Source organism: Streptomyces sp. NPDC059853 (assembly GCF_042731495.1).
Lineage (GTDB): Bacteria > Actinomycetota > Actinomycetes > Streptomycetales > Streptomycetaceae > Streptomyces.
Map to the genome: position 1 here is coordinate 1 of NZ_JBHWJL010000050.1, position 25,902 is coordinate 25,902.

The 25,902-nt window shown below is 72.7% G+C and carries 25 protein-coding genes; 12 read left to right on the top strand and 13 right to left on the bottom strand.

The window, feature by feature from the left end; genetic code table 11:
- Positions 1–47 precede the first annotated feature (47 nt).
- The 3 genes from sucD to ACFV5N_RS08215 all read right to left on the bottom strand — a co-directional run bounded on the left by sucD (position 48) and on the right by ACFV5N_RS08215 (position 2,762).
- Positions 48–935, bottom strand: a complete 888-nt coding sequence (gene sucD, locus ACFV5N_RS08205) for a succinate--CoA ligase subunit alpha (protein ID WP_385595714.1) — start codon at positions 933–935, stop codon at positions 48–50.
- A 27-nt stretch (positions 936–962) separates the two neighbouring features.
- A complete protein-coding gene (gene sucC / locus ACFV5N_RS08210) occupies positions 963–2,141 on the bottom strand; it encodes an ADP-forming succinate--CoA ligase subunit beta (protein WP_385595717.1) in 1,179 nt (392 codons plus the stop codon).
- Positions 2,142–2,357: 216 nt separating this feature from the next.
- Positions 2,358–2,762, bottom strand: coding sequence for a cobalamin B12-binding domain-containing protein (locus ACFV5N_RS08215; protein WP_019431561.1), 405 nt, complete (start codon positions 2,760–2,762; stop codon positions 2,358–2,360).
- Positions 2,763–3,086: 324 nt separating this feature from the next.
- Between ACFV5N_RS08215 and ACFV5N_RS08220 the strand changes: the two genes are divergently transcribed.
- Positions 3,087–4,442 (top strand): peptidoglycan DD-metalloendopeptidase family protein, encoded by a 1,356-nt coding sequence (locus ACFV5N_RS08220; protein ID WP_385595720.1) that lies wholly within the window; start codon positions 3,087–3,089, stop codon positions 4,440–4,442.
- A gap of 79 nt (positions 4,443–4,521) precedes the next feature.
- On the opposite strand, the gene ACFV5N_RS08225 is transcribed toward ACFV5N_RS08220, so the two are convergent.
- On the bottom strand, positions 4,522–5,274 hold the full coding sequence (locus ACFV5N_RS08225; protein ID WP_385595723.1) for a hypothetical protein: 753 nt from the start codon (positions 5,272–5,274) through the stop codon (positions 4,522–4,524).
- A 183-nt stretch (positions 5,275–5,457) separates the two neighbouring features.
- Positions 5,458–7,890, bottom strand: a complete 2,433-nt coding sequence (gene pcrA, locus ACFV5N_RS08230; RefSeq protein WP_385595726.1) for a DNA helicase PcrA — start codon at positions 7,888–7,890, stop codon at positions 5,458–5,460.
- Between the two features lie 98 nt (positions 7,891–7,988).
- Between pcrA and ACFV5N_RS08235 the strand changes: the two genes are divergently transcribed.
- Together ACFV5N_RS08235 and ACFV5N_RS08240 are read left to right on the top strand one after the other, a co-directional pair.
- Entirely contained in the window at positions 7,989–8,624 is a 636-nt protein-coding gene (locus tag ACFV5N_RS08235) for a DUF1707 domain-containing protein (RefSeq protein ID WP_385595729.1), read from the top strand.
- Between the two features lie 203 nt (positions 8,625–8,827).
- Positions 8,828–10,063 carry an NlpC/P60 family protein gene (locus tag ACFV5N_RS08240; protein ID WP_385595732.1) on the top strand — a complete coding sequence of 412 codons (1,236 nt, stop codon included), beginning with the start codon at positions 8,828–8,830 and terminating at the stop codon, positions 10,061–10,063.
- A gap of 80 nt (positions 10,064–10,143) precedes the next feature.
- On the opposite strand, the gene ACFV5N_RS08245 is transcribed toward ACFV5N_RS08240, so the two are convergent.
- Together ACFV5N_RS08245 and ACFV5N_RS08250 are read right to left on the bottom strand one after the other, a co-directional pair.
- Positions 10,144–11,133: an alpha/beta hydrolase gene (locus ACFV5N_RS08245; RefSeq protein ID WP_385595735.1), complete on the bottom strand. Its 990-nt coding sequence runs from the start codon at positions 11,131–11,133 to the stop codon at positions 10,144–10,146.
- Between the two features lie 288 nt (positions 11,134–11,421).
- On the bottom strand, positions 11,422–12,498 hold the full coding sequence (locus tag ACFV5N_RS08250) for an alkene reductase (RefSeq protein ID WP_385595737.1): 1,077 nt from the start codon (positions 12,496–12,498) through the stop codon (positions 11,422–11,424).
- 118 nt (positions 12,499–12,616) lie between these two features.
- Between ACFV5N_RS08250 and ACFV5N_RS08255 the strand changes: the two genes are divergently transcribed.
- Positions 12,617–13,021, top strand: coding sequence for a MerR family transcriptional regulator (locus tag ACFV5N_RS08255; RefSeq protein WP_385595770.1), 405 nt, complete (start codon positions 12,617–12,619; stop codon positions 13,019–13,021).
- On the opposite strand, the gene ACFV5N_RS08260 is transcribed toward ACFV5N_RS08255, so the two are convergent.
- A complete protein-coding gene (locus tag ACFV5N_RS08260; protein ID WP_385595739.1) occupies positions 12,933–13,691 on the bottom strand; it encodes a hypothetical protein in 759 nt (252 codons plus the stop codon). The genes ACFV5N_RS08255 and ACFV5N_RS08260 overlap by 89 nt on opposite strands.
- Before the next feature lie 34 nt (positions 13,692–13,725).
- Here ACFV5N_RS08260 and ACFV5N_RS08265 point away from each other — a divergent pair, with 34 nt between their 5' ends.
- Complete coding sequence (locus tag ACFV5N_RS08265) at positions 13,726–14,229, top strand: GNAT family N-acetyltransferase (protein WP_385595772.1); 504 nt, start codon at positions 13,726–13,728, stop codon at positions 14,227–14,229.
- Positions 14,230–14,449: 220 nt separating this feature from the next.
- Here ACFV5N_RS08265 and ACFV5N_RS08270 read toward each other — a convergent pair whose 3' ends face one another.
- Positions 14,450–14,800 carry a hypothetical protein gene (locus tag ACFV5N_RS08270; RefSeq protein ID WP_026047039.1) on the bottom strand — a complete coding sequence of 117 codons (351 nt, stop codon included), beginning with the start codon at positions 14,798–14,800 and terminating at the stop codon, positions 14,450–14,452.
- Positions 14,801–14,900: 100 nt separating this feature from the next.
- On the opposite strand from ACFV5N_RS08270, the gene ACFV5N_RS08275 reads away from it, so the two are divergent.
- From ACFV5N_RS08275 to ACFV5N_RS08290, 4 genes are all read left to right on the top strand, one after another.
- On the top strand, positions 14,901–15,686 hold the full coding sequence (locus ACFV5N_RS08275; protein ID WP_385595741.1) for a DsbA family protein: 786 nt from the start codon (positions 14,901–14,903) through the stop codon (positions 15,684–15,686).
- A gap of 147 nt (positions 15,687–15,833) precedes the next feature.
- The gene (locus ACFV5N_RS08280; RefSeq protein ID WP_385595744.1) at positions 15,834–16,955 is read left to right on the top strand and encodes an NlpC/P60 family protein; all 1,122 of its coding nucleotides are present in this window, start codon (positions 15,834–15,836) and stop codon (positions 16,953–16,955) included.
- A gap of 59 nt (positions 16,956–17,014) precedes the next feature.
- Positions 17,015–18,256: a hypothetical protein gene (locus ACFV5N_RS08285; RefSeq protein WP_385595747.1), complete on the top strand. Its 1,242-nt coding sequence runs from the start codon at positions 17,015–17,017 to the stop codon at positions 18,254–18,256.
- A 53-nt stretch (positions 18,257–18,309) separates the two neighbouring features.
- Entirely contained in the window at positions 18,310–18,807 is a 498-nt protein-coding gene (locus tag ACFV5N_RS08290) for a DoxX family protein (RefSeq protein ID WP_385595750.1), read from the top strand.
- Between the two features lie 7 nt (positions 18,808–18,814).
- Here the strand turns inward: ACFV5N_RS08290 and ACFV5N_RS08295 are convergent, their stop codons facing one another.
- Together ACFV5N_RS08295 and ACFV5N_RS08300 are read right to left on the bottom strand one after the other, a co-directional pair.
- The gene (locus ACFV5N_RS08295; protein ID WP_385595753.1) at positions 18,815–19,063 is read right to left on the bottom strand and encodes a hypothetical protein; all 249 of its coding nucleotides are present in this window, start codon (positions 19,061–19,063) and stop codon (positions 18,815–18,817) included.
- Positions 19,060–20,508, bottom strand: a complete 1,449-nt coding sequence (locus ACFV5N_RS08300) for a PspC domain-containing protein (protein WP_385595755.1) — start codon at positions 20,506–20,508, stop codon at positions 19,060–19,062. The genes ACFV5N_RS08295 and ACFV5N_RS08300 overlap by 4 nt, the downstream gene beginning before the upstream one ends.
- Before the next feature lie 156 nt (positions 20,509–20,664).
- Between ACFV5N_RS08300 and ACFV5N_RS08305 the strand changes: the two genes are divergently transcribed.
- Positions 20,665–21,957 carry a PspC domain-containing protein gene (locus ACFV5N_RS08305; protein WP_385595758.1) on the top strand — a complete coding sequence of 431 codons (1,293 nt, stop codon included), beginning with the start codon at positions 20,665–20,667 and terminating at the stop codon, positions 21,955–21,957.
- Entirely contained in the window at positions 21,954–22,613 is a 660-nt protein-coding gene (locus ACFV5N_RS08310; RefSeq protein ID WP_385595761.1) for a response regulator, read from the top strand. The genes ACFV5N_RS08305 and ACFV5N_RS08310 overlap by 4 nt, the downstream gene beginning before the upstream one ends.
- Positions 22,614–22,630: 17 nt before the next feature.
- On the opposite strand, the gene ACFV5N_RS08315 is transcribed toward ACFV5N_RS08310, so the two are convergent.
- Together ACFV5N_RS08315 and guaA are read right to left on the bottom strand one after the other, a co-directional pair.
- The gene (locus ACFV5N_RS08315) at positions 22,631–23,236 is read right to left on the bottom strand and encodes a Uma2 family endonuclease (RefSeq protein ID WP_385595764.1); all 606 of its coding nucleotides are present in this window, start codon (positions 23,234–23,236) and stop codon (positions 22,631–22,633) included.
- Positions 23,237–23,347: 111 nt separating this feature from the next.
- Positions 23,348–24,934 carry a glutamine-hydrolyzing GMP synthase gene (gene guaA / locus ACFV5N_RS08320; RefSeq protein WP_385595775.1) on the bottom strand — a complete coding sequence of 529 codons (1,587 nt, stop codon included), beginning with the start codon at positions 24,932–24,934 and terminating at the stop codon, positions 23,348–23,350.
- A gap of 305 nt (positions 24,935–25,239) precedes the next feature.
- Between guaA and ACFV5N_RS08325 the strand changes: the two genes are divergently transcribed.
- Positions 25,240–25,563, top strand: a complete 324-nt coding sequence (locus tag ACFV5N_RS08325; RefSeq protein ID WP_385595767.1) for a chorismate mutase — start codon at positions 25,240–25,242, stop codon at positions 25,561–25,563.
- The last annotated feature ends 339 nt before the right edge of the window (positions 25,564–25,902 follow it).

Here is a 25,902-nt window from a genome sequence, read left to right on the forward strand (position 1 = left end):
GCCGTACGGTGTACGGCCGGGGCGCCCCGCTGTGCGTTCCCGTGGGGTCAGCCGGCGGCCAGCAGCTCGCGGGCGAGCAGCGCCGTCTCGGACGGGGTCTTGCCGACCTTGACGCCCGCGGCCTCCAGGGCCTCCTTCTTGGCCTGGGCCGTGCCGGAGGAGCCGGAGACGATGGCGCCGGCGTGGCCCATCGTCTTGCCCTCGGGCGCGGTGAAGCCCGCCACGTAGCCGACGACCGGCTTGGTGACGTTGGCCTTGATGAAGTCCGCGGCCCGCTCCTCGGCGTCGCCGCCGATCTCGCCGATCATCACGATCAGCTCGGTGTCGGGGTCGGCCTCGAACGCGGCGAGGGCGTCGATGTGGGTGGTGCCGATGATCGGGTCACCACCGATGCCGACCGCCGAGCTGAAGCCGATGTCGCGCAGCTCGTACATCATCTGGTAGGTCAGGGTGCCGGACTTCGACACCAGACCGATCTTGCCCGGCTTGGTGATGTCGGCCGGGATGATGCCCGCGTTGGACTGGCCCGGGGTGATGAGGCCGGGGCAGTTGGGGCCGATGATGCGGGTCTTGTTGCCCTTCTTGCCGGCGTGGGCCCAGAAGGCGGCGGTGTCGTGCACCGGGATGCCCTCGGTGATCACGACGGCCAGCGGGATCTCGGCGTCGATCGCCTCGATGACCGCGTCCTTGGTGAACTTCTCCGGGACGAAGATGACGGTCACGTCGGCGCCGGTCGCCTCGATGGCGTCCTTGACGCTGCCGAAGACCGGGATCTCGGTGCCGTCGAAGTCGACGGAGGTGCCCGCCTTGCGCGGGTTGACGCCCCCGACGATGTTGGTGCCGGCGGCCAGCATCCGCCGGGTGTGCTTCTGCCCCTCGGAGCCGGTCATCCCCTGGACGATGACCTTGCTTTCCTTGGTGAGGAAAATAGCCATGGTGTGTTCGGTGTCCTCGTCCTGTGATTACTTGGCGGCGGCCAGCTCGGCGGCACGGTCGGCCGCGCCGTCCATGGTGTCGACCTGCTCCACCAGCGGGTGGTTCGCGTCGGTCAGGATCTTCCGGCCCAGCTCGGCGTTGTTGCCGTCGAGACGGACGACCAGCGGCTTGGTGACCTCCTCGCCCTTGCTGCTCAGCAGTTCGAGCGCCTGGACGATGCCGTTGGCGACCGCGTCGCAGGCGGTGATGCCGCCGAAGACGTTCACGAAGACGGAGGTGACGTCCGGGTCGCCCAGGATGATCTCCAGACCGTTGGCCATCACCTCGGCGGAGGCGCCGCCGCCGATGTCGAGGAAGTTGGCCGGCTTGGCGCCGTTGTGGGCCTCGCCCGCGTACGCCACGACGTCCAGGGTGCTCATGACGAGCCCGGCGCCGTTGCCGATGATGCCGACGTTGCCGCCTTCGAGCTTGACGTAGTTCAGGCCCTTGGCCTTGGCCGCCGCCTCCAGGGGGTTGGCCGCGGCCTTGTCCTCCAGGGCGGCGTGGTCGGCCTGGCGGAACTCGGCGTTCGCGTCCAGGGAGACCTTGCCGTCCAGGGCGATGATCTTGCCGTCGCCGGTCTTGACCAGCGGGTTGACCTCGACCAGCAGGGCGTCTTCCTTGATGAAGACGTCCCACAGCCGCTGGAGGGTGGTGACGACCTGGTCGGCGACCTCGGCCGGGAACTTCGCCGCCTCGACGATCTCGCGGGCCTTGGTCTCGGTCACGCCGTCGATGGGGTCCACCGCGATCTTGGCCAGCGCCTCGGGGTTGGTGGCGGCGACCTCCTCGATCTCCACGCCGCCCTCGACGGAGGCCATGGCGAGGAAGGTGCGGTTGGTGCGGTCCAGCAGGAAGGAGACGTAGTACTCCTCCGCGATGTCCGCGGTCTGGGCCAGCATCACCTTGTGGACCGTGTGGCCCTTGATGTCCATGCCCAGGATCGCGCCGGCCTTCGCCACCGCGTCATCGGGGTCGGAGGCGAGCTTGACACCGCCGGCCTTGCCCCGGCCGCCGGTCTTCACCTGCGCCTTGACGACCGCGCGGCCACCCAGTCGCTCGGTCACCTCGCGCGCCGCCTCCGGCGTGTCGATGACTTCACCGGCCAGCACCGGTACGTCATGCTTGGCGAAGATGTCCCTCGCCTGATACTCGAACAGGTCCACGCGCGTCCGTCCCTCAATCAGTGGTCTCGCGGTTCGTTTCAGCGTGGGCGTGCCGGGTGGCCGCAGCGCATGCGAGCACGCGGCAGGTCCGCAGTGCAGCGTACCGGTGGGTCATTTGCCTCTTTGAAATCCAGGTCACACCTGGGTGGTGACAAGGGTCACAAAACCGTACGCGGGCCCCCCGGGGACCACCCGCCCCGCCCGCACCCGGCCCCCTCAGGCGGCCCGGATGTGCTCCCGCACCCAGGTCACCACGTCCCCGGTGGGCGCGCCGGGGGTGAAGATCGCGGAGACGCCCGCCGCCTTGAGCGGGGGAATGTCCGCCTCCGGGATGATCCCTCCCCCGAAGACCTTGATATCGGTGGCGTCCCTTTCCTTCAGGAGTTCGATCACCCGGGCGAAGAGTGTGTTGTGCGCGCCGGAAAGGACCGACAGGCCGATGGCGTCGGCGTCCTCCTGGATGGCGGTGTCCACGATCTGTTCCGGGGTCTGGTGCAGCCCGGTGTAGATGACCTCCATGCCCGCGTCGCGCAGGGCGCGCGCGATGACCTTCGCGCCCCGGTCGTGACCGTCGAGCCCTGGTTTGGCGATAACGACCCGGATCGGTCCGGAAACACCCATCGCTAGCCTCCCGAGATGCTCCGGCGCCGATGCCGGAGTGAACGGACATTAACTTCAGCATCCCGCAATCGGCCAGGCTTACGCACCCGCCGCGAGGCAGATCACATGAGGGGGGTGGCGGGACATTTATCCGAACAGATATCGAACACATCGTGTGGCACCGATGATGCCGGTCCCGAATGGCGGCTGATTGCCCGATTCTTGAGCCCGCGAAACCTCGGGAAAGATTGTCTCGGCGAGGAAACGACAGGTACAGTCGCGCTGCCGTACGCAGCCGCCGGGTCCCCACCCCAGCTCCTGTAGTCGAGCCGAAAGGCGTAGTCAGTGAGCGATCGTCACCCGTCGGGAGTCTTCTCACCGACAGGCCACACTGACGAGATCGGAAACCCCTCCTACGGGACGCTCTCGTACGACGGTTACCCCGCGTACGACGGGTACCAGGCACCCGCCCAGGCCGCTGCCCAGGACACCGGCTACGACACCTACGGGAACGGCTGGGACAGCACCTACGGCTGGGAGCAGCAGACCCCCGCCGCCGGGACCGCCACCCTCGCCCCCGAGACCGCCGCCCCGGCGGACGGGCAGCAGGCGTACGCCGGTTACGACGCGTACGAGACCTACGGCTCCCCCGACCCCGGCACCGCCTACGACACCTACGACACACCCGTGCACGGAACTCCCCTCTACGAGCAGGAGTACCAGCCGGACCACACCGCCGGGCCCGAGCAGGAGTACCAGCCGGAGCACGCCGACGGCACCGGGCAGGCCGCCGAGGCCGCGCCCGGCCCCCTGGACCGGGAGGCGGACGGGGAGCCGGGACCGGACGAGGCCGGGGCCGCCCCGCTGGGCGCCGGGGACGTCTTGCAGCCGGAGCCCTGGCAGCCCGCCGAGGGCCCGCAGGACGGCGGCCCCGACGAGTGCGCGCCCGAACGCCCGGCGGGCCGCGGCCGGCGCCGCTGCCCCAAGCCCAAGCGCTCCGCGCTGCTGTCCGTCGCCGCGCCCTCCCTCGCAGTGCTGGGCATGACGGCCGTGGCGACCGCCGCCACCGTCTCCAGCTCCGACAGCGTGGAGGACGAGCCTCCGGTGGCCGCGCCCGACCCCGGCGAGGCCCAGCAGGTGGAGGCGAACAAGGAGTTCGACACCCAGCTGGAGAGCCTGTCGGCCGCCGTCGACGACTACGCCGACCGCGCCAGCCGCACCCAGGGCCGGCTGGACCTGGAGGAGCGGCTGGAGCAGGAGCGGATCGCCGCCGAGGAGGAGGCCGCCCGGATCGAGGCGGCGCGCCCCAAGTTCGCGATCCCGGTCGACCAGCACGGGCTGAGCGCCTACTACGGGCAGGCCGGCATCAACTGGCTGTCGCTGCACACCGGCATCGACTTCCCGGTCGGCTACGGCACCCCGGTGAAGGCGGCCACGGACGGCACCATCCGCACCCAGTGGCACATCAGTTACGGCAACCTGCTGATCCTCACCGCCGCCGACGGCACCGAGACCTGGTACGCGCATCTGAGCAGCACCGCCTACCAGTCCGGGTACGTGCAGGCGGGCACCGTGATCGCGTACTCCGGCAACTCCGGCAACTCCACCGGGCCGCACCTGCACTTCGAGGTGCGCCCGGCGGGCGGCGGCACCATCGACCCGCTGACCTGGCTGCGCAACAAGGGCCTGGAGCCCACCTGATCCGCGCCGGCCACGGCGAACGGCCCGCCCTCCCCCTGCGGGGACGGCGGGCCGTGGTGCGTTCCCGGCGCCGGAGGCGTCAGTTGTTGCTGCTCTGGCCCACCCGGTAGGCGACACCGAGCGCGGCGAGCGGCGCCACGAAGACGAAGATCCAGTTGATGGCCTCGGCGCCTTCCTTCCACACGTCGAACACATCGCCGAAGTCCCCGAAGAAGTAGCCGAAACCGCTCTTGGTCTCCGCGCCCATGGCGGCGAGATCCGCCGAGCTGATGCCCTGCTGGTCCATGAACGCGGACTCGATGCCGGAGATCATGCTCGCGGTGGCGAACAGCTCACCCAGGAACATGGACAGCAGCGCGATCACCGCGCCCGCCGCGTACGCACCCCAGTTGCGGGGCGCCAGCTTGCCGATCGGGAGCGCGATGAGCGCACCGACGACCACGGCGGCGTACGTCCACTGCGGGTACTCGGACGACCCGCTGCGGGCGGCCTCCTCGGCGTCGAAGAAGCTGGACACGATGAACCCGTACACGAACAGCAGCACGATGCCGATGCCCAGTGCCGCCAGGATCGCCAGCGGGGCCTTGCTGCTCCCGGTGCCCGGCGGCGGGGGCGGCGGGAAGCCGCCCTGCGGCGGGGCCCCGTAGGGCTGCTGCGGGGGCTGGCCGTAGGCGCCCTGGGCCGGGGACGGGCCGGGGGGCTGCTGCGGGTAGCCGTAACCGGGCTGCGGCGGCTGCTGCGGGGGCTGGCCCTGCGGCGGGCCGTACCCACCGCCCGGCGGCTGCTGGCCGTATCCGCCCGGCTGTTGCGGCTGCTGCCACGGCTGGCTCATGACGATTCCCCCTGGGTGGAGAGTGCTGAGACCGTACTCCGGCGGTCGGTGAAGAACTGGAGTACGACAACGAGGATGAGAACAATGCCGGGCCATCTCATCCCGTCCCGGGGGACTTCACAAGGCTTTTATCCCGTCTGTGACAGGACAGCGACACATCCGCCGCACGGTGTCAGCGCAGCGTCAGAGCTTCTCCACCGGGGCGTAACGGAGCAGCAGCCGCTTGGGCTTCTCGCCGCCGAAGTCGATGGTCGCCTCCGCCCGGTCGCCGCTGCCCTGCACCGAGACGACCCGGCCCAGGCCGAACGAGTCGTGGCTGACCCGGTCCCCGGCCGCCAGCTCGACCACCTGCCGCGCCGTGCCGCCCCGGGCGGGCGCCCGGCCGGTGGCGAAGCCGCCCGCCGGGCCCGAGGAGGTGCCGCGCCGCACGGAACTCAGCGGGGGCGGGGGCGCCGCCGCCAGCGGGCCGGTGCGGCGCCAGTCCAGGTGCTGCTCGGGGATCTCCTCCAGGAAGCGGGAGGGCGGGTTGTGCTGCGGCTGGCCCCAGGCGCTGCGCAGCGCGGCCCGGGTCACGTACAGCCGCTCGCGCGCGCGGGTGATGCCCACGTACGCCAGCCGGCGCTCCTCCTCCAGCTCCTTGGTCTTGCCGAGGGAGCGCAGGTGCGGGAAGACGCCGTCCTCCATGCCGCTGAGGAACACCACGGGGAATTCCAGGCCCTTGGCGGTGTGCAGGGTCATGAGCGTGATGACGCCCTTGTCCTCGCCCTCCGTCTCGTCCGGGATCTCGTCGGAGTCGGCGACCAGCGCCACCCGCTCCAGGAACTCGGCCAGCGTGCCGGGCGTCTCGTCCTCCCGCTGCTGCTCGAACTCCAGGGCGACGGAGGCCAGCTCCTGGAGGTTCTCCACCCGGGTCTCGTCCTGGGGGTCGGTGGAGGACTGCAACTCCGCCAGGTAGCCCGTCTGTTCGAGGACGGCCTCCAGGACGGTGGCCGGTCCCGCGCCGGATTCGGCGACCGTGCGCAGTTCCTCCAGCAGGACGTTGAAGCGCTTGACGGCGTTCATGGAACGGGCCGCCATGCCGTACGCCTCGTCCACCCGCGCGAGCGCCTGCGCGAAGGAGATCTTCTCGCGCTGGGCGAGCGCCTCCAGCATCGCCTCGGCGCGGTCGCCGATGCCGCGCTTGGGGACGTTCAGGATGCGGCGCAGCGGAACGGTGTCCTCCGGGTTGGCCAGCACCCGCAGATAGGCGAGGACATCGCGGACCTCGCGGCGCTCGTAGAAGCGGACGCCGCCGACGACCTTGTACGGCAGGCCGACCCGGATGAAAACCTCTTCGAAGACGCGGGACTGGGCGTTGGTGCGGTAGAAGACGGCGACGTCGCCCGGCTTGGCGTCCCCGGCGTCGGTGAGCCGGTCGATCTCGTCGGCGACGAACTGGGCCTCGTCGTGCTCGGTGTCCGCGACGTAGCCGGTGATCCGGGCGCCGCTGCCGGCCTGCGTCCACAGGTTCTTCGGGCGGCGGCTCTCGTTGCGCTCGATGACGGCGTTGGCGGCGGAGAGGATGGTCTGGGTGGAGCGGTAGTTCTGCTCCAGCAGCAGGGTGGTGGCCTGCGGGTAGTCCTCCTCGAACTGGAGGATGTTGCGGATGGTGGCGCCCCGGAAGGCGTAGATCGACTGGTCGGCGTCACCCACCACGCACAGCTCGCCGGGGTCCTCGGTGCCGACCAGTTCGCGGATGAGGGTGTACTGGGCGATGTTGGTGTCCTGGTACTCGTCCACCAGGATGTGCCGGAACCGCCGCCGGTAGTGCTCGGCGATGTCGGGGAACGCCTGGAGCAGATGGACGGTGGTCATGATGATGTCGTCGAAGTCCAGCGCGTTGGCCTCGCGCAGCCGGGACTGGTAGAGCGCGTACGCCTCGGCCAGCGTCTTCTCGAAACCATCGCTCGCTTGCCCCGCGAAGGTCTCCTCGTCGATCAGCTCGTTCTTGAGGTTGGAGACCTTGGCGCTGAACGACTTGGGCGGGAACCGCTTGGGGTCCAGGTCCAGATCGCGGCAGACCAGCGCCATCAGCCGCTTGGAGTCGGCGGCGTCGTAGATGGAGAAGCTGGAGGTGAAGCCGAGGTGCTTGCTCTCCCGGCGCAGGATCCGCACACAGGCGCTGTGGAAGGTCATCACCCACATCGCGGCGGCGCGCGGGCCGACGAGATCGGCGACCCGTTCCTTCATCTCGCCCGCGGCCTTGTTGGTGAAGGTGATGGCGAGGATCTGGCCCGGGTGGGCGCCGCGCGCGGCCAGCAGATAGGCGATGCGGTGGGTGAGGACCCGGGTCTTGCCGGAGCCGGCGCCGGCCACGATGAGCAGCGGCGAACCACTGTGCGTGACGGCGGCGCGCTGCTGCTCGTTCAGCCCGTCGAGCAGCTGGGCCGGGTCGGTGACGGGCTTGAGGGCGCCGTTGCGGTAGTACACGTCGCGCTCGGACACCTCGGACGCCATGGCGAACAGCTCATGGGGAACCTCCTCCCCGTGGCCGTCGTCCTCGGGGGGAGGCGGGGGCGCCTCCGCACCCGGGGGTACGAGGTCCGCCAGAACACTGTCGTCAAAGAGGCCGCTCATCGTCTCCCGAGTCTAGGACCTGCCCGCCGGTGGGCGGTCCCGGATTCCGACCGGGCGGACGGGCCCGGCGCCGGATCGCCGCTCCTACAATCAGGTTCATGACGGAGCGCCGATCGCAGGACGAACTACGTGCCTCGCACGCCGACCGGGACCTCGTGGTCGAACGGCTGCGGGAGGCGGCAGGGGAGGGCCGGATCGACCTCGACGAGCTGGAGGAACGGCTGGAGCGGGCGCTCAGCGCCCGGACGTACGGCGAGCTGGCGGCCCTGACCGCCGACCTGCCCGGCCCGGCCGCGTCCACGCCCGCGGCGGCCCCCGCGCCGCTCGCGCCCCGGCCGGCGGCGCGCCCCGTCCCCGCCGAACTCACCATCAAGGGCGGGGTGGGCGGCGCGGAGCGTACGGGCTACTGGCGGGCGCCGGCCAGGATCATCGCCCGGGGCGGCATGGGCGGCGTCAAGCTCGATTTCACCCGGGCCGAACTGAGCGCCCTGGAGACCGAGGTGGAGATCCAGGGCGGGATGGGCGGGGTGACCCTGGTGGTTCCGGCGGGCTGGGCGATCGACGCCCAGGACTTCGAAGGTGACCTCGGCGGGTTCAAGAACAAGACGGAGCACGTGGTGCCCGACGAGCGCACGCCCGGGCTGCGGCTGACCGGCAACGGCGGCATCGGGGGCGCCGTCGTCCGCCATCCGAACCTCTGGGAACGGCGCCGGCTGAAGGAAAACCCCTCCTAGGTCACAAATTGATTTCGGTCATATCGCACATCAGTCTTCACAAGAGCCCCTCGTGATGGCTACCGTGCGACGGCAGGTGGCTCGCTCCCCTGCCCGCCGGCCCCGGCGGCACGAGTCGCCCGACCGCTGACTTGGGGTGCGCCTGGGGGCCACCTTCCCCCGGTGGGCGGCGAGGAAGAGGACACAGAAGGAGACCTCCGGCCTTGGGTACTCACCGCAAGCCGCGTACCGGAATCCTGGAATCCCCCGCCGGACGCAGGGGCGCCCTGGGCATGGGCGCCGCCGCTCTCGCCTCGGCCACCTGGCTGACCTCCCAGCCCGCGTTCGCCGACGACATCGACGACCAGCGGCAGCGCGCCGAGGAGGCGACCGCCCGCGCCGCCGAGGTCAAGGACCGGGTGGACACCCTGTACCGGGAGGCGGGCACCGCCACCCAGCACTACAACGCGGCGCAGGAGGACGTGAGCGAGCAGCAGGCGCTGGTCGAGACGCTGCTCGACGAGGCCGAGCGCGCCACCGACCGGGTCAACGAGGCCCGCCGCACGCTCGGCAGCTTCGCCGCCGCCCAGTACCGTTCGGGCGCCGGCTCCGCCATGCCGTCCACCGTCACCTTCATGCTCGCGGACGACCCGCAGAGCTACTTCGACCAGCGGTACGCGCTCACCCGGCTCGGCGACCAGCAGCAGCAGGCGCTCACCGACTACACCGACCGGCAGGCCGAGGCCACCGAGCAGCGCGACGCGGCCACCGAGGCGCTGGACGAGCTGGTGGTGCGCGAGGACGAACTCCAGGCGCAGAAGGAAGAGGTCCAGGGCAAGCTCGCCGAGGCCCGGCAGCTGCTGGAGCAGCTGAGCGACGAGGAGCAGGAGGAGCTGGCCGAACTGGAGCGCCTGGAGCGCGAGGAGGCCGAGCGGGTCGCCGAACAGCAGCGGCTGGAGCGCGAGGCGGCGGAGCGGGCGGCGGCCGAGGAGGAGGCGGCGCGGCTCGCGGAGGAGGCCGAGGCGAACGCCGGCGGCTCCGGGTCGGGTTCCGGCACCGGCTCGGGTTCCGGTTCCGGTTCCGGCGGCTCGGAGGCGGGCAGCGGGTACGCGACGAAGGCGCAGGCGGCCATCGCGTTCGCCGAGGCGCAGATCGGCAAACCGTATGTGTGGGGCGCCACCGGGCCGAACTCCTACGACTGCTCCGGGCTCACCCAGGCGGCCTGGCGCGAGGCCGGGGTGCAGCTCCCCCGGGTCACCTGGGACCAGGTGAACATCGGCACCAAGGTCGCCAAGTCCGACCTCCAGCCGGGCGATCTGGTCTTCTTCTACAGCGACATCAGCCACGTCGGCCTGTACATCGGCGGCGGCCAGATGATCCACGCCCCGAAGCCGGGCGATGTGGTGAAGGTCGAGTCGATCGACTACATGCCCTGGCACAGCGCCGTCCGCCCGGCCTGACCCGGCCTCCGGCACGCGAGCCCCGGCCGCCCCGCCGTGGGGCGGTGCGGCCGGGACGGACGGGACGGACGGGCGCCGGGCTACGCCTTGCGGAGCCGGGCGATGACGCCGTCGATGTCACGGGCCAGCAGGTCCCTGCGCACCACGTGACCGCCCTCCGCCTCGTGCGCCTCGTGCCCGATGCCGGCCCCGGCGAGCAGCGAGCGGAACTCCCGCTGACCGTTGAGCACATGCACCTCGTTCAGCGTGTCGAACGGGTTGGTCGGGTCGGGGCTGGTCCCGGCGACCAGGAAGATCCGCTTGTTCCGGTAGCTCTCCAGCCGCTCGACCGGGTTGTCGGCGCTGACCCGGGCCTCGTCCCACGGCACGCCGTACACCGTGCCGGTGCCCAGTTCCACGGCGGCGGAGGACACGTTCGCCCAGTGGACCACCGCCCCGTTGTCGCGGCGGAGGCTGGCCGGGCCGGAGTGCGCGCTCACCGAGGCGAAGTGGCCGAAGTACTTGGCGGCGTACTTCAGCGCGCCGAACCCGCCCATCGAGAACCCGCCGACGGCCCGGCCGTCGTACTCCGCGTAGGTGCGGAAGTTCGCCTCGATCCACGGCAGGAGCTGGTGGATGTGGAAGTCCTCCCAGTTGCGGGGCCCGGTGAACGAGCTGACCGGGTTGCTGTACCAGCCGGCCGGGCCGCCGTCCGGCATCACGACGATGAGCGGCTTGCCCGCGGTCAGCGCGCGGATGTCACGCCCGGGGTCCGTAGCGAAGGTCCTGAAGTCCTCCAGCCCGCCGTGGAAGAGGTAGAGGACCGGGTACGTGCGCCCGCTGGTGTGGTAGTCGTCCGGCAGCAGCACGTTGACGGCCGGGTCCCACTGGATCGCGTCCGTCGCGAACCGGTAGTACCGCATCCGGGCGTCGCGCTCGTCGCGTTCCACGATCCGCAGCCCGAAGCCGTCCCCGGCCGCCTGCGCCGGAGCCGCCGCGCCCAGGACGGCGCCGCCGCCCAGCGCCATCGCGGCGGTGATCGAACCAGCCGCCTTCAGTACGCCCCGGCGGTCCGGACGGTATGCGCTCATAGGTGCCCCCTGACTCTGTGCGCTCGCTCGGCCGCACCGCGCGGCCCGCCCACACGCTAGGAGCGCCGGCTGGGGACGAACCCGTATTTCCACGGCAACCACGCATCCGCCCGCCGGATCTCCCCGGACGCCTCCCGCAAGGCACACGTGACCTTCATGGCGGAACGGCATCGAACCGCGCGTCCGCGTCCCGGACGGCGGAGGACGGCGGCTCCGGCGGCCGGGACGCGGGGCCGGTGACCGCCGCCGTCCTCGACGCGCCGGAGCCGTGAGCCGCCGGTCCCCGGGTTACGCGTACGGGGCGCTGGTGTAGCTGATGAACGCCGTGTCGTCCTGGTAGAAGGTCATGTGGTCGGGCGTGGGGTGCAGCGGGGCGCCGGTGCGGAACCGTTCCACCAGGTCGGGGTTGGCCAGGTACTTGCGGCCGTAGCTGACCAGGTCGGCGCCGCGCGCCAGCCACTCCTGGCCGCCCTCGCGGGTGGCCTCCTGCGGGCCGATCTGTCCCGAGGGGTTGACCATGAAGGTGCCGGGCCACGCCTTGCGCAGGGCGAGGAGCGTGTCCTCGTCGGTGGTGACGAGGGTGTGGAGGTAGGCGAGTCCGAGCGGGGCGAGGGCGTCGGTGAGCGCCCCGTACAGCCGCGGGATGTCCTCCTCGGCGGTGTCCCAGGCGGTGCCGCCGGGGGAGATCCGCAGGCCGACCCGGTCTGCGCCGATGGCGTCGGCCGCGGCCTCCACCGCCTCGACGGCGAACCGGATGCGGCCGGTGACGCCGCCGCCGTACGCGTCGGTGCGCCGGTTGGCGCGGGAGGAGAGGAACTGCTGGATGAGGTAGCCGTTGGCGCCGTGGAGTTCGACGCCGTCGAAGCCGGCGTCCACGGCCCGGCGGGCGGCGGCCCCGAACAGCCGCGCCTCCTCGGCGGCCTCCGCCGTGCTGAGGGCGTACGGCACGGGCGCGGGCTGGAAGCCCAGCTCGGTGCCCGCGTACACCTTGCCGTCCAGGGCGACGGCGGAGGGGCCGACCGGCCGGTGGCCCTGGACCGCCTCGTGGCCGACCCGGCCGCCGTGCATGAGCTGGGCGAAGATCCGGCCGCCATTGGCGTGTACGGCGGCGGTGACCGGCCGCCAGGCGGCGACCTGCTCGTCGGTGTAGAGGCCGGGGGCCTTGACGTTGGACTGGCCCCGGGCGCTGGGGGCGACGCCCTCGCTGACGATGAGCCCGGCGGTGGCGCGCTGGGCGTAGTAGGTCGCGATGGTGGCGGTGGGGAGCCCGTCCGCCGTGGCGCGGGCCCGGGTCATCGGGGCCATCACGATGCGGTTGGGCAGCTGGAGGCCGCCGAGCTGGTAGCTGTCGAACATGCTGGTCACAGGCTTGTCCCTGGCGTAGAGGAGGGGTTTTGCTGTCTGCTCCGCTACGCTAAAACCTGACGCTGACGTCAGAGGCAAGTCGTGTGATGGGCTCCATACGGGAAGGACGGTGGCCGCGGTGCGGATCGGCGAACTGGCGCGGCGGAGCGGGGTGAGCGTGCGGGCGCTGCGCTACTACGAGGAGCAGGGGCTGCTGGAGTCCGAGCGCAGTCCGGGCGGCCAGCGGCACTACCCGGAGAGCGCGGAGGACCGGGTGCTGCTGATCCAGCAGCTGTACGCGGCCGGGCTGTCGAGCCGGGTGATCCTGGAGCTGCTGCCGTGCGTGGTCTCGGGCGAGGCGCACCCGGGGATGCTGGAGCGGCTGGCGGCCGAGCGCCGGCGCATCGACGAGCAGATCACCTCCCTGATCCGCACCCGGGAGCGGATGGACGAGGTCATCGGCTACGCCACGGATTCCGCCACCACCGGCCACGCCTGCCCCCGCCCCGGGCGGTCCCGGGAGCCGGTTCCGGCACGGGGTTGACCCGGTCGCCGTCGACGGCCAGGGAGTCATCGGGTCCGACGGCGGCCGCCTCCAGCCCGGGGGTGCGCAGCAGTTCGCCGATCAGCTCCGCGCTGCCGCCCACCAGGGTGGAATCGAAGTCGATCTCGGAGGCCACGCACCAGGCGCGGTCGGCGGGCCACCAGAGGTTGGGCGACTGGTCCGCGAACCAGGACGGCCACGCACCGTCCAGCGCGCCGCTGAACAGCAGGTACTCGCGGCCGGGCAGTTCGACGTGCGGCAGGGCGGCGGCCCCGGGCGGGACGTCTACCGCACCGTAGCCCTCCCACAGCCCGAACCAGCACACGTCCGCGGTGCCGGTGTGCCGGGCCAGGACGGTGCGCAGCCGGCCGAAGGGGGCCGGGTCCAGCCGCCCCACCTCCGGCGGGTACCCGTCCCACAGCGGCTCGTGGCGGGAGTACGGGTCCGGCAGCCCGATCAGGGCGTGCCACTGCATCAGGGGGTGCGCCGTCCGTCCGGTGGCGGCGGCCACCTCGGCCCAGGTGTGGTCATCCGCGGGGTGGAAGATCCGCGCGTAGGCGGCGAACCCGCCGGGCACCGTACGCCGGACCGCGCCGAACTCCCCGCCCAGCCGGGGCCCGATCCAGTCGGCGGCCGTGACCTCAGCGCTCGGGCGCAACACCTCGCTCATCCCGCGATCCTGGCACGATGGGCCCATGGCGACGATGCTGCACGGCGAGCGGGTGCTCCTGAGGCCGACGACGGACGCGGACGTGTCCGCGCTGGCCGCCATCCGCCGCACCCCGGAGGTGTACGCGCGCTGGCGCGGCGGGGACGATCTGCGGGCCGCCGTGCGGGACGACCTGGCGGAGCCGGGTACGACCACCCTGGTCATCGAGTACGAGGGAAAGGTGGCCGGGGCCATCCAGTGGCATGCCGAGGAGGAGCCGGACTACCGGCACGCCGGGATGGACATCTACCTGGATCCGGCGCTGCACGGGCGCGGTCTGGGCTCGGACGCGGTGCGCACGCTGGCCCGGCATCTGATCACGGAGCTGGGCCATCACCGGCTGGTGATCGATCCGGCGGCGGACAACGCGGCGGCCATCGCCTGTTACCGCAAGGTCGGGTTCCGGCCGGTGGGCATCATGCGGCGCTACGAGCGCGGCCCGGACGGCGACTGGCATGACGGGCTGCTGATGGATCTGCTCGCCGACGAACTCGGCTAGGCCGCCTCGTGTGGATCTTCGTGGATCGGGCCGCGTTGTCGGATGCGGTGCGTCGCAAGGCGCCGCAGTGCCCTCAGGGTGGTGTCCTTCGGGCAGTTCGGCAACGCGGCGAGGCTCCCCCGGCCTTCGGCCGGGAGGTGCCCCCAGTAGCCGGCGGCGCGGCCCCGCGAAGATCCGCAAGAGACGGCCCAGGCCCGCCACGGGGCGGGCCGGGGGCAGGTCACCAGAGGGTGGCGATGAAGATGTTCGCCGTCGTCAGCGCGCCGATGGTCGCGAAGACCGGGGTGGAGACCTTCTCCTCGTCCCGGTTGAGGTAGGCCAGCACGCTCAGGACCAGCAGCAGGACCAGCTTCACCGCGATCTTGGTGTTGTTGACCTCGTTGTCGTCGGCCTGGTTCAGGCCGACCAGCACCAGACCTGTCACCAGCATGGTGGCCGCGCCGTGCACCATGCCCGGGACGATGCGCGCCTCGCCCGCGCCCATCGCCTTCATCTGGGTGAGGAAGCCACCGAGCAGCGCGGCGATGCCGATGATGTGGAGGGCGACGAAGATGTGGATGAGTACGTCCATGCCGCGCAGCGTACGCACCCCCTTTTTCCCCGGAAGCGGCCCCCCGCATTACGCTCGCCGGTGAGCGTGTGCGCACACCCCCGGCCCAGAAAGTCCTCCGATGCCCCCCTCCCGGCCGTCCCGGCCCGCCCGGTCCGCCCAGCGCCCCGACCCGCGCCCGTACGCCGTGCGGAAGCGCCCGCTGACCTTCGCCGTCCTGGCGGCCGTGCTCGTCCTGGTGCTGGTCTTCGGCGCCATGGCGGCTCTCTTCAGCAGCGGCAACAGCACCGCGGGCAACCAGCAGAACCCCACCCCCGGCGACGGCACCCTCCAGCCGCTGCCTGAGGGCCACCCGGCCCTCGCGCTCGCCCGCCGCGACGCGGACGACCCGCTCGCGCTGGGCCCGGCCGACGCGCCGGTGGTCATGATCGAGTACAGCGACTTCCAGTCGGCCTTCAGCGGCACCCACGCCCGCGGCGTCCACCACGAGCTGGTCGAGGAGTACGTGGAGAGCGGCGCGCTGCGCATCGAGTTCCGCAACTTCCCGGTCTACGGTCCCGAGTCGGACGCCGCGTCCCGGGCCGCCTGGGCGGCGGGGCAGCAGGGGCGGTTCTGGGAGTTCTACGACGCCGCGTTCGCCGAGGAGTTCCACCGGGACACCGGCCGGTTCTCCGAGGAGGGGCTGCGCGAGCTGGCCGAGGCGGCCGGGGTCCCCGACGTGGAGCGGCTGCTGGCGGACATGGAGTCCCCGGAGGCCGACGAGGCGGTGGCCACGGACGCCGAGGAGGGCGTCGAACTGGGGGCGACCACCACCCCGGCCTTCCTGCTGAACGGGTACCCGATCGTGGGCGCGCAGTCGATGGACACCTTCCGCGAGACCATCGACCAGCTGCTCGACGCGGCGTGACGACCATCACACGCGTCACCAACAGCGAACCGACCCGGGCAGATCACCCGGAGTGAAACGGTCACCCCCGATCAGCGATCGGGCGATTGCCGCCAATCCCGTTCGGGCTGCTCCGGGGGAGCCCGGCCCGGCCTAGCGTCCTCAGCCATGGCACAACATCGCAAGCCCGGCTCCCCGAGCTACCCCTGGCGCAGACCGTTCGCCACCCCAGGCGCCGCGCACCGCAAGCCCCGTTCCGGCGGCGCGGTCCGCACCACCGCCACCCTCACCCTGGCCGGCGCCGCCTCGGCGGCGGTGGCGGGCGGCGGTACGGCGCTGGCCGACCCGCAGCCGGGGCCGGACCAGGTGCGCAGCGAGATCGACACCCTGCACCACGAGGCCGAGCAGGCCACCGAGCGCTACCACGCGGCCAACGAGGCCGTCGCCCGGGCCGAGCGGGAGCTGGAGCGCGTGAGCCAGGCCGCCGACAGCAGCACCGACCGGCTGAACGCGTACCGCCGCGACCTCGGCTCGCACGCCGCCGCCCAGTACCGCGCCGCCGGACTGCCCCCGGAGGTCCAGCTGGCGCTCTCCTCCGACCCCGACACCTACCTCGCCCGCGCCGCCGCCATGGACCGCAGCGGCGACCGGCAGGCCGACGCGCTGACCGGCGCCCAGCGGCAGCTGCGCGACCTGGAACAGCTGCGCGCCGAGGCCGCCGAGCTGACCGAGGAACTGACCGGGGCCCGCGACCGGGCCGACGCCGAACGCGACACCGTCGAGAGCAAGCTCGCCGAGGCCGAGGCCCTGCTGGAGACCCTGACCGCACGCGAACAGCAGCGGCTGCTCAGCCAGGACGCCCACGGCACCGGCACCGGCACCGGCTCAGCCGCCGCCGTCCCGGCCGCCGCCCCGCTCGCCGCGCCCGCCCCCGCCGCCGGGCCACGGGCCCAGGCCGCCACCGCGTTCGCCCTCGGCCAGCTCGGCAAGCCCTACGGCTGGGGCGCCACCGGCCCCGACGCGTACGACTGCTCCGGCCTCACCCAGGCCGCCTGGTCCGCCGCCGGGGTCGCCCTGCCGCGCACCAGCCAGAGCCAGTCCGGGGCGGGCACCCGGGTCAGCCGTGACCAACTCGCCCCCGGTGACCTGGTGTTCTATTACCCGGGTCTGACGCATGTCGCCCTGTACATCGGCAACGGCCAGATCGTGCACGCCTCACGCCCCGGAACCCCGGTACGGACGGCACCCGTCGACTCCATGCCGTTCGCCGCCGCCACCCGGCCCGCGTGACGTGAACCGCCCCGGATAGGGCAGAATTTCCCCTCCACCGTCAGGGGAGGGAACCCATCGTGTCCGTGCAGCCGGCCCCACCAGGCGACTGCCCGCTCGGCGCCCGCGCCGCCCACCGGAGCGCCGTGCGCGCGTTCCGCGCCGAGCGCGACCGCCTCGCCGCCGGCCACGGCATACCGGAAGCCCTCGCCTACTCCCCCGAGGCCACCCGGCAGTGGATCTCGGACGAACTCACCGCCGCCGCCCACACGGTCGCCGACCGCGCCCGCGCCGCCGGCCCCGCCTGGCTGCGGCTGCGCGCCCAGCGCACCACCGTCGTGCTCTGGTCCGCGGTCCTCGCCCTGCTGCTGGGACAGGCCCTCACCGCGATCGGCGCCGGCTGGACCCTGCCGCGCACCGCCGCGCTGCTCGCCGCCGCCGTCCTGGCCGCCCTGCTCACCTGCGTGGCCTGGCTGCACCGGCGCAAGGGCGGCGTCCTCGCCCCGCTGATCGGCGCGGACAACCGCATCTCCACCTCCCGCACGGTCGCCGCCGGCTGGCTGCTGCTCGCCGCCTACGCCGTCCTCACCCTCGCCCTCACCCTGGCCGGCACCGGCGACGGGGACGACCGCGCCGCCCTGCGCGCCGGACTCGATCTGCCGCACGGCGCCGGGCTGCTCACCGTCGTGGCCCTCACCTGCGCCGTCGCCCTGTGGACCGGGCAGGCCGTGGCGCACCGGGTGCGGCACTTCCGCACCCAGAAGATCCGCGCCCAGCGTCCGCGCGCGCTCGACCCGCTCACCGACGACTCCGGCACCATCAGCTTCACCGCCGCCCAGTACGTCCTGGTGAACACCGCCGCCGCGGTCTTCGCCGCCGTCCAGCTCGCCCGCGACCCCTACCAACTGCCCAGCCCGCCCTGGGCACTCGCCGCGCTGATCACCGTCTCCGGCCTCGGCTACGCCGCCGCCAAACTCACCGAGGGCGGACGCCCCGTCATCCAGTCGGTGGTCCGGGTCCGCGAGCCCGGCGGCCCGCACACGGCGATCCGCTACGGCGACGAACTGGAGATCCGCGGCTCCGGGTTCGTGCCGCCGGGCGCCGAAGCGGCCGACCAGCTGGCCAAGACCCTGGTGCGCATCGGCGACATCCTGGTGCCGGTCCCCCTCGTCCCGGTCGCCGGGGGCGGCTTCACCAACCCCAGCGACACCGTGCTGCGGCTGCCGGTCCCGGCCGAACTCGACCCGGGCCCCGCCGACATCCAGGTCATCACGGCGGCGGGTACGGAGTCTGGCCGCTACCCGATCACGGTGGCAGACTGAGCGGCACCGACCGACGCGCCGTACCCGCCGAACCCACCCGGAGGGAGCCCGCGATGACCGTGCCGCACGATCCGCGCGAGAGCGCCACCGCCCGCTACGCGCTGCTGCCGCTGCGCCTCTTCCTGGGCCTCACCTTCCTGTACGCGGGCCTCGACAAGTACCTGGACGCGGGCCCGTTCTCCGCCTTCTCCCGCGAACACACCATCACCCTGCTGGAGTTCTCCCGCGACAGCGGCCCCGTGCCCTGGCTGGTGGACCTCGCCCTCGACCACCCGGCCCTGGTGGGCCACGGCACGGCCGTCGCCGAGATCCTGGTCGGCCTCGCCGTCCTGGCGGGCCTGGCCACCCGCCCCGCCGCCGCCCTCGGCGCGCTGCTCACCCTGCTGATGTGGCTGACCGTCTCCTGGAGCACGTCCCCGTACTACTTCGGCGCCGATCTGCCCTACCTCTTCGGCTTCGTCACCCTGCTGCTGACCGGCAGCGGCCCGTACGCCCTCGACGACCTGCGCGCCCGCGACCGCCGGCGGCGCGGCAGCCTGATGTTCGGGTAGCACCGGCCTACGCCGGGTCCTCCGGCCGCGGCTTCCCGCCCTCCCGGGCCCGGCGCAGCGACCGCGTCACCAGCGACACCAGCCCGGCCAGCAGCAGCGACCCCGCCACCAGGGCGAGCAGCACCGCCACCGGCAGCCGCCCCTCCTCGTCCCGGGCCCGCACGTACACCACGACGGCGATGGCGGTCAGCGCCAGGCCCAGCACCAGCCGCGCCGGCTCGAAGCGGTGCCGGTCGATCCCTCGGTACTGGCTCATGATCCGATCTCCGCATCCGGGGCGGGCTCGGCGCGGTCCCAGCGGACCACCTCCACATGCCCGATCCCCATGTCCAGGGTCAGCTCCACCGTGCCGGCCGCCTCCGCCCCGCCCGGCGGCGGGTAGGTGTCGGTCTGGTCGTTCCTGATCCCGCCCCACACGTGGTCCGGGCCACCGGTGCTCTCGTAGTCCGGGGCTTCGTTGTAGGTGTACGCGCCGGCCGTGATGGAGGTGTGCACGATCACCTCGGCGTTCCAGGGCACGATCACCTTAATCTGCCCCGCCCCGGCCTCCACCGTGGTCCGCACCGTCTCGTCCCCGCCCAGCGCCAGACCGCTCAGGTCCAGCTGCGCCCGGCCCGTCCCCAGCTCGTACCGGTCCTGCACCTGCTCCGCCGCCACCGGCTCCCAGGTGCTGTCCGTCCAGCTGGTGCTGATGTTCCGCGGCAGCACCGACGCGCCCGCCAGCGCCAGGGTGGTCAGCACGACCACCACCACGCTGCCCGCGCCGAGCCGCCCGAAGAACGCGCTCATCAGCCAGCCCGCGCCGTACACCGCCAGCACCACGGCGAAGGTGCACACCAGCACCGTGCCCAGCGGGTAGCGCAGCCAGGTGGCCGCCATCACCACCAGCCCGCTCACCACCGCCGCCAGGAAGACCAGCCCGCCCAGCCACGCGCCGCGCCGCGGCGGCGGCAGCGGCCGCACCGCGCCCGTGGGGCCCGTGGGCGGCGCCGCCCACGGGCCGCCCGTCTTCCCCAGGTACACCGGCCCGGTGGCCGTGGCGCCCGCGTACGGCGCCTGCTGCCCGGCGCCCGCGTCGGCCGGTCCCCACAGATAATGGCCCTGCGGCGCGTACTGCCCGTGCACTCCCATGACTCCTCCCCCGGATCCCCCGGTCGTCCCGCTCCCCGTGGACTCCCGCCACCACGACGCGACCGCCGGGGCCGGCGGCGCCTGCGCCTCGGGCGGCGCCGTCGCCACGGCCTCCGCCGCCGCGCCCGCCCCGCCCGGCGACGGCTCGTCCTCGCCCGCCAGCGCGCGGCGCCGCGACCAGTACGCCGCCCCGCCCACCGCGGACACCAGCAGCACCGAGAACCAGATCGCCGGATGGCTGGCGCTCACCGACGCCACGTACAGGCCGCAGCCCACGAGCGTGAACAGCAGCGCGGTCAGCCCCGGGCCCTCCACCCGCCCCGACAGCAGCCGCCGGCCCTCGTTCTCCTCCTCGCCCTCGAACGGGATGAGCAGCCAGGCCACCCCGTACGCGATCAGGCCGAGGCCGCCGATGACCGACAGCACCGCCAGCGGCACCCGGAACAGCACCGGGTCCAGATGGAAGTACCGCCCCAGGCCGCCGCACACCCCGCCGACCACTTTCTGCCGGCGGCTGCGCGTCAGCCGCGCGGTCACCGGTGCCGGGGGGGCCGACTCGTCCACGCTCATGCCCTCCATGGTGCTGCCTGGCGCCGCCGCCCGGGATCCGGGGCCGCCCCGGAGGAATCCCTGAGATCACGGGCGGCCGGTCCTGGGGTTGTCCCCACCCTCCCCTGGGGGGCACCCCTGATGTGCCGAGGGGGCCGGTCGTGTGACGATCGGAGCATGACCACCGCCACCACGCCCGCCCGTGGCGCCGCGCCGGCCACGGCGCCACCGCCCGAGGAGGTGCCGCCGCGCAAGCTGTACCGCAGCGCCGAGGGCCGCTGGCTGGGCGGCGTGGCGCAGGGCCTGGCCGGGCACGTGGGGGTGCCGGTTTCCTGGGTACGGCTGGTCCTGGCCGCCCTGATCATGGCCAACGGCCTGGGCATCCTGGTGTACGGCGCGTTCTGGTTCGTCGTCCCGCTGGGCACCCCCGCCCAGCAGGCCGCCCTCGCGCAGCCGCCGCGCCGGCTGCGGATCCCCTCCAAGGGCCAGCTGGTGGCGCTCGTGGTGGCGGCCAGCGCGATGGGAGTGCTCGCCGCCAACCTCCAGTTCTCGGTCGGGGACGCCTATCTGTGGCCGCTGCTGATCATCGCGGTGGGCGCCGCGATGGTGTGGCGGCAGGCCGACAACGCGCGCCGCGAGCACTGGGCCGAGGTCACCCGCCGTACCCGCTGGCTGCCGCTGGTGCGCTACGCGGCCGGCGCCGCCCTGGTCAGCCTCGGCGTCACCAGCTTCGTGTGGCTGCGCTCGGCCACCGAGCCCGGCGAGACGCTGAGCACCGCCCTCCAGGCGGCGGTGGCCGTCGTGGTGGGCATCGCCCTGCTGGCCGGCCCGTACCTGGTGCGGATGGTGCAGGAGCTCTCCGAGGAGCGCACCATGCGCATCCGCGCCCAGGAACGCGCCGAGGTCGCCGCGCACGTCCACGACTCGGTGCTGCACACCCTCACCCTGATCCAGCGCAACGCCGACAACGCCCGCGAGGTGGCCCGGCTCGCCCGCGCCCAGGAACGCGAGCTGCGCACCTGGCTGCACAAGTCGGCCGAGAACCCCGGCCGGGTGGAGAACGAGGAGGAGAGCGGACCCCGCACGTTCGCCGAGGGGGTACGCGCCACCGCCGCCGAGGTGGAGGACCACCACGGCGTGCCGATCGAGGTGGTGTGCGTCGGCGACTGCCCGCTGGAGGAGGCGCTGGCCGCCCAGCTCCAGGCGGCCCGCGAGGCGATGGTCAACGCCGCCAAGTACGGTGGCGAGGGCGGTCCGGTGCGGGTCTTCGCGGAGGTCGAAGGGCGTACCGTCTTCGTATCGGTCCGCGACCGCGGCCCCGGCTTCGACCCGGAGGCGGTGCCGGCCGACCGGATGGGCGTGCGCGAGTCGATCATCGGCCGGATGGGCCGGCACGGCGGCACGGCGCGGGTGAAGTCCACGGCGGGCGAGGGGACAGAGGTGGAACTGACGATGGAGCGATCGGCATGAGTACGCAGCGCAGGGCCCGGGTGGTGCTGGTGGACGACCACCGGATGTTCCGGGCCGGGGTCCGGGCGGAGATCGGCCGCACCGAGGAGACCGGCGTCGACGTGGTGGGCGAGGCGGGCGACGTCGATCAGGCGGTCGCCGTCATCAAGGAGACCCGGCCCGACGTGGTGCTGCTCGACGTCCATCTCCCCGGCGGCGGCGGGGTCGAGGTGCTGCGCCGCAGCGCGGGCCTGCTGTCCTCGGTGCGGTTCCTGGCGCTGTCGGTGTCGGACGCGGCGGAGGACGTCATCGGCGTGATCCGCGGCGGCGCGCGCGGCTACGTCACCAAGAACATCACCGGCACCGATCTGGTGGACGCGATCTTCCGGGTCGCGGACGACGACGCGGTGTTCTCCCCCCGGCTGGCCGGTTTCGTCCTGGACGCCTTCGCGTCCTCCGACACCACCCCGGTGGACGAGGACCTGGACCGCCTGACCCAGCGGGAGCGCGAGGTGCTGCGGCTGATCGCGCGGGGCTACGCGTACAAGGAGGTGGGCAAGGAGCTGTTCATCTCGGTGAAGACGGTGGAGAGCCACGTCTCGGCGGTACTGCGCAAGCTCCAGCTGTCCAACCGCCACGAACTCACCCGCTGGGCGACGGCACGACGGCTGGTGTGAGGCTGGTGTGAGACGGGCTACCGGCGGGAGGCGGCGGTGAGGTCGATGTCGATGACGAACGGGACGGTCACCTTGAGCCGGTGATGATGGACGCCGGTCAGGCCGTAGGCGCCCGTCGCCTTGTCGAGCGCGTAGGCGAAAACCACGGGCAGGCCGTCGTCGCCCCGCTCCACCCGCCAGAAGTGCGGAATGCCGGCACGGGCGTACTTGATCGGCTTGGTCTCCCGGTCCCGCGCCTCGGACTCGGGTGACACGACCTCGATCACGAGCACCGCGTCCGCCGCGTGCACGGCGGTCTGGAGGTCGCCGGTGTCCGCGTCGGCCCTGACCACCATCACATCCGGTTCCGGACGCTGCTGCTTTCCCAGGATGACGTTGAACTCGCGCAGCACTTCGAGATGTTCCGGAACGGTGCGCAGCAGACCCTGCTCGAACAGGCGCAGCACGCGCAGGTGGAATTTCGTCTGCGGGCTCATGAAGACCAGGCTCCCGTCGATCAGCTCCGTGTGCGGAGGCAGTCCTGGGAGTGTGTCGAGATCTTCTGCGGTGTAGCCGCCGGCCGGGGGGTGAGTCCAGTCGGGTGTGCTGTCAGGCGCGGCGCTCGTCATCGTTGCGGCTCCCATACGACGGGACAGTAGACCGTCTCATCAGCCTATCGACCGCGGAAAGGGTTCGCCGCCACCCACACGTGTGGACGGCGGCGAACCCGTTGACGCGTCAGGGGGACCCGGCGGTCACTCCCACTCGATGGTGCCCGGGGGCTTGCTGGTGATGTCCAGCGTGACCCGGTTGACGTCGGGGACCTCGTTGGTGATGCGGTTGGAGATCTTCGCCAGCAGGTCGTACGGCAGCCGCGACCAGTCCGCCGTCATCGCGTCCTCGGAGGAGACGGGGCGCAGCACGATCGGGTGGCCGTAGGTGCGGCCGTCGCCCTGGACGCCGACGCTGCGGACGTCCGCGAGCAGCACCACCGGACACTGCCAGATCTCGCGGTCGAGACCGGCGGCCGTCAGCTCCTCGCGGACGATGGCGTCCGCGGCCCGCAGGATGGCCAGCCGCTCCTCGGTCACCTCGCCCACGATGCGGATGCCGAGCCCCGGGCCGGGGAACGGCTGCCGGTGCACGATGGCGTCCGGCAGGCCCAACTCGGCGCCGACCATCCGGACCTCGTCCTTGAACAGCTTGCGCAGCGGCTCGATCAGCTCGAACTCGATGTCGTCCGGGAGCCCGCCCACGTTGTGGTGGGACTTGATGTTGGCGGTGCCGGTGCCGCCGCCTGACTCCACCACGTCCGGGTAGAGCGTGCCCTGCACCAGGAACGCCACGTCCTCGCCGGCGGCGCCCGCCTCGGCGATCAGCTCGGCCTGCGCCTGCTCGAAGACCCGGATGAACTCGCGGCCGATGATCTTCCGCTTCTGCTCGGGGTCGCTGACCCCGGCGAGCGCGCCCAGGAACCGCTCGGAGGCGTCCACGACCCGCAGCTGGGCGCCGGTGGCGGCCACGAAGTCCTTCTCGACCTGCTCGCTCTCGCCCTGGCGCATCAGCCCGTGGTCGACGTACACGCAGGTCAGCTGGTCGCCGATGGCCTTGACGACCAGGGCGGCGGCCACCGCCGAGTCCACGCCGCCGGACAGCGCGCAGATCGCGCGCTTGCCGCCCACCTGGGCCTTGATCGCGGCGACCTGCTCGTCCACGATGCTGCCGGTGGTCCAGGTCGGCGCCAGGCCCGCGCCCCGGTACAGGAAGTGTTCGAGCAGCTGCTGCCCGTGCGTGGAGTGCAGGACCTCGGGGTGGTGCTGGACGCCGTACAGCCGCCGCTCGTCGCTCTCGAACGCGGCGACCGCGACGGTGTCGGTGGTGGCGCTCACGGTGAACCCCTCGGGGGCGGCCGAGCAGGCGTCGCCGTGCGACATCCACACCTGCTGCCGCTGGGGGGTGCCCTCGAAGAGGGTGGAGTCGGGGCGGGAGACCGACAGTTCGGTGCGGCCGTACTCGCGGGCGCCGGTGTTGTCGACGGTGCCGCCGAGTTCGCGCGCCATCAGCTGGAAGCCGTAGCAGAGGCCGAGCACCGGCACGCCCGCCTCGAACAGCGCGCGGTCGATGCCGGGCGCCCCCTCCGCGTACACGGACGAGGGTCCGCCGGAGAGGATGATCGCCGCGGGCCGCTTGGCGAGCATCTCGGCCACCGGCATGGTGGACGGGACGATCTCGCTGTACACGCGTGCCTCACGCACCCGCCGGGCGATGAGCTGGGCGTACTGGGCGCCGAAGTCGACGACGAGCACGGTGTCGGGCGCGGGCGGAGGCGCGGGAGAGGGCACAGAAGCCACGGGGCGGCCTTTCGGCGGTGGAGCGGGGTCTTGCCGTCGAGTCTACCGAGGCCGCGGGGCGCCCCGGCTGGCCCGGGGCCGCCGGGCCCTGGCATACTCGGCGGCATGCTTCCGCACGCGCGCTTCTTTACCTATGGCACCGGCCCGGCCGGCTGCCATGCGGCGCGCTGCGTTCAGCACTGAACCACAGCGACCTCCAGGCGCCCCGGGCTCACGGCCCGGGGCGCTTCGCGTATCCGCCGGGTCCGTGACCGGCCGGGGCTCCTCCCTCCGGAGAACGGCAGGAGCCAGCCAGCATGACCACGACGAAGACGCAGACGCAGACGCAGACGACGGCGGACGCGGTGACCGACCCGGCGGCCGGGGCCACGACGGCCGACCGGATCGCCGGGGCGCGGCGGCGGATCGACGCGCTCGACGCCCGGATCGTCGCCCTGATCAAGGAGCGGATGAGCGCGTCGGACGAGATCCAGCAGATCCGGATCACCGACGGCGGGCGCCGGGTCGATCTGGCGCGCGAGATGGACATCCTGCGGACGTACGGGGACGCGCTGGGCCGCGAGCGCGGCACCCGGCTGGCCATGACGCTGCTGGAGCTGTGCCGCGGCACCGGGCGCTGACACCGGGACGGCGCCCCGGGACGGGGCGCGGGCCCGCCGGCGGCGGTTTCCGTCGCGCGCACGGGCGGGCCGTCACCCGTACGGCGCGTGACCGGCCCGCCCCGCCCCTCGTTGAAGGAAGTGTCCCCGGAGCGATGAGACGCCTGAGCGTCGTGGGACCTCGCTCCGGTGCCGTGACCGGGCAGCAGGGGACAGCAGGCCGGTCACAACCCTGACGGCCGGTCCTCGGGACGCCCAGGACCGGCCGACAGGCCTGCGGGGGGGGATAGACGGCCGATTCAACCCCCAGTGAAATATACACAACTACGAGCCCACCAGACAGTTTCACATAACGGAATA

Coding starts and splice junctions, on each gene's coding strand:
- sucD (WP_385595714.1), bottom strand. CDS start 935: ATGGCTATTTTCCTCACCAAGGAAAGCAAGGTCATCGTCCAGGGGATG.
- ACFV5N_RS08215 (WP_019431561.1), bottom strand. CDS start 2,762: ATGGGTGTTTCCGGACCGATCCGGGTCGTTATCGCCAAACCAGGGCTC.
- ACFV5N_RS08225 (WP_385595723.1), bottom strand. CDS start 5,274: ATGAGCCAGCCGTGGCAGCAGCCGCAACAGCCGGGCGGATACGGCCAG.
- pcrA (WP_385595726.1), bottom strand. CDS start 7,890: ATGAGCGGCCTCTTTGACGACAGTGTTCTGGCGGACCTCGTACCCCCG.
- ACFV5N_RS08235 (WP_385595729.1), top strand. CDS start 7,989: ATGACGGAGCGCCGATCGCAGGACGAACTACGTGCCTCGCACGCCGAC.
- ACFV5N_RS08245 (WP_385595735.1), bottom strand. CDS start 11,133: ATGAGCGCATACCGTCCGGACCGCCGGGGCGTACTGAAGGCGGCTGGT.
- ACFV5N_RS08260 (WP_385595739.1), bottom strand. CDS start 13,691: ATGAGCGAGGTGTTGCGCCCGAGCGCTGAGGTCACGGCCGCCGACTGG.
- ACFV5N_RS08265 (WP_385595772.1), top strand. CDS start 13,726: ATGCTGCACGGCGAGCGGGTGCTCCTGAGGCCGACGACGGACGCGGAC.
- ACFV5N_RS08270 (WP_026047039.1), bottom strand. CDS start 14,800: ATGGACGTACTCATCCACATCTTCGTCGCCCTCCACATCATCGGCATC.
- ACFV5N_RS08275 (WP_385595741.1), top strand. CDS start 14,901: ATGCCCCCCTCCCGGCCGTCCCGGCCCGCCCGGTCCGCCCAGCGCCCC.
- ACFV5N_RS08280 (WP_385595744.1), top strand. CDS start 15,834: ATGGCACAACATCGCAAGCCCGGCTCCCCGAGCTACCCCTGGCGCAGA.
- ACFV5N_RS08290 (WP_385595750.1), top strand. CDS start 18,310: ATGACCGTGCCGCACGATCCGCGCGAGAGCGCCACCGCCCGCTACGCG.
- ACFV5N_RS08295 (WP_385595753.1), bottom strand. CDS start 19,063: ATGAGCCAGTACCGAGGGATCGACCGGCACCGCTTCGAGCCGGCGCGG.
- ACFV5N_RS08300 (WP_385595755.1), bottom strand. CDS start 20,508: ATGAGCGTGGACGAGTCGGCCCCCCCGGCACCGGTGACCGCGCGGCTG.
- ACFV5N_RS08305 (WP_385595758.1), top strand. CDS start 20,665: ATGACCACCGCCACCACGCCCGCCCGTGGCGCCGCGCCGGCCACGGCG.
- ACFV5N_RS08310 (WP_385595761.1), top strand. CDS start 21,954: ATGAGTACGCAGCGCAGGGCCCGGGTGGTGCTGGTGGACGACCACCGG.
- ACFV5N_RS08315 (WP_385595764.1), bottom strand. CDS start 23,236: ATGGGAGCCGCAACGATGACGAGCGCCGCGCCTGACAGCACACCCGAC.
- ACFV5N_RS08325 (WP_385595767.1), top strand. CDS start 25,240: ATGACCACGACGAAGACGCAGACGCAGACGCAGACGACGGCGGACGCG.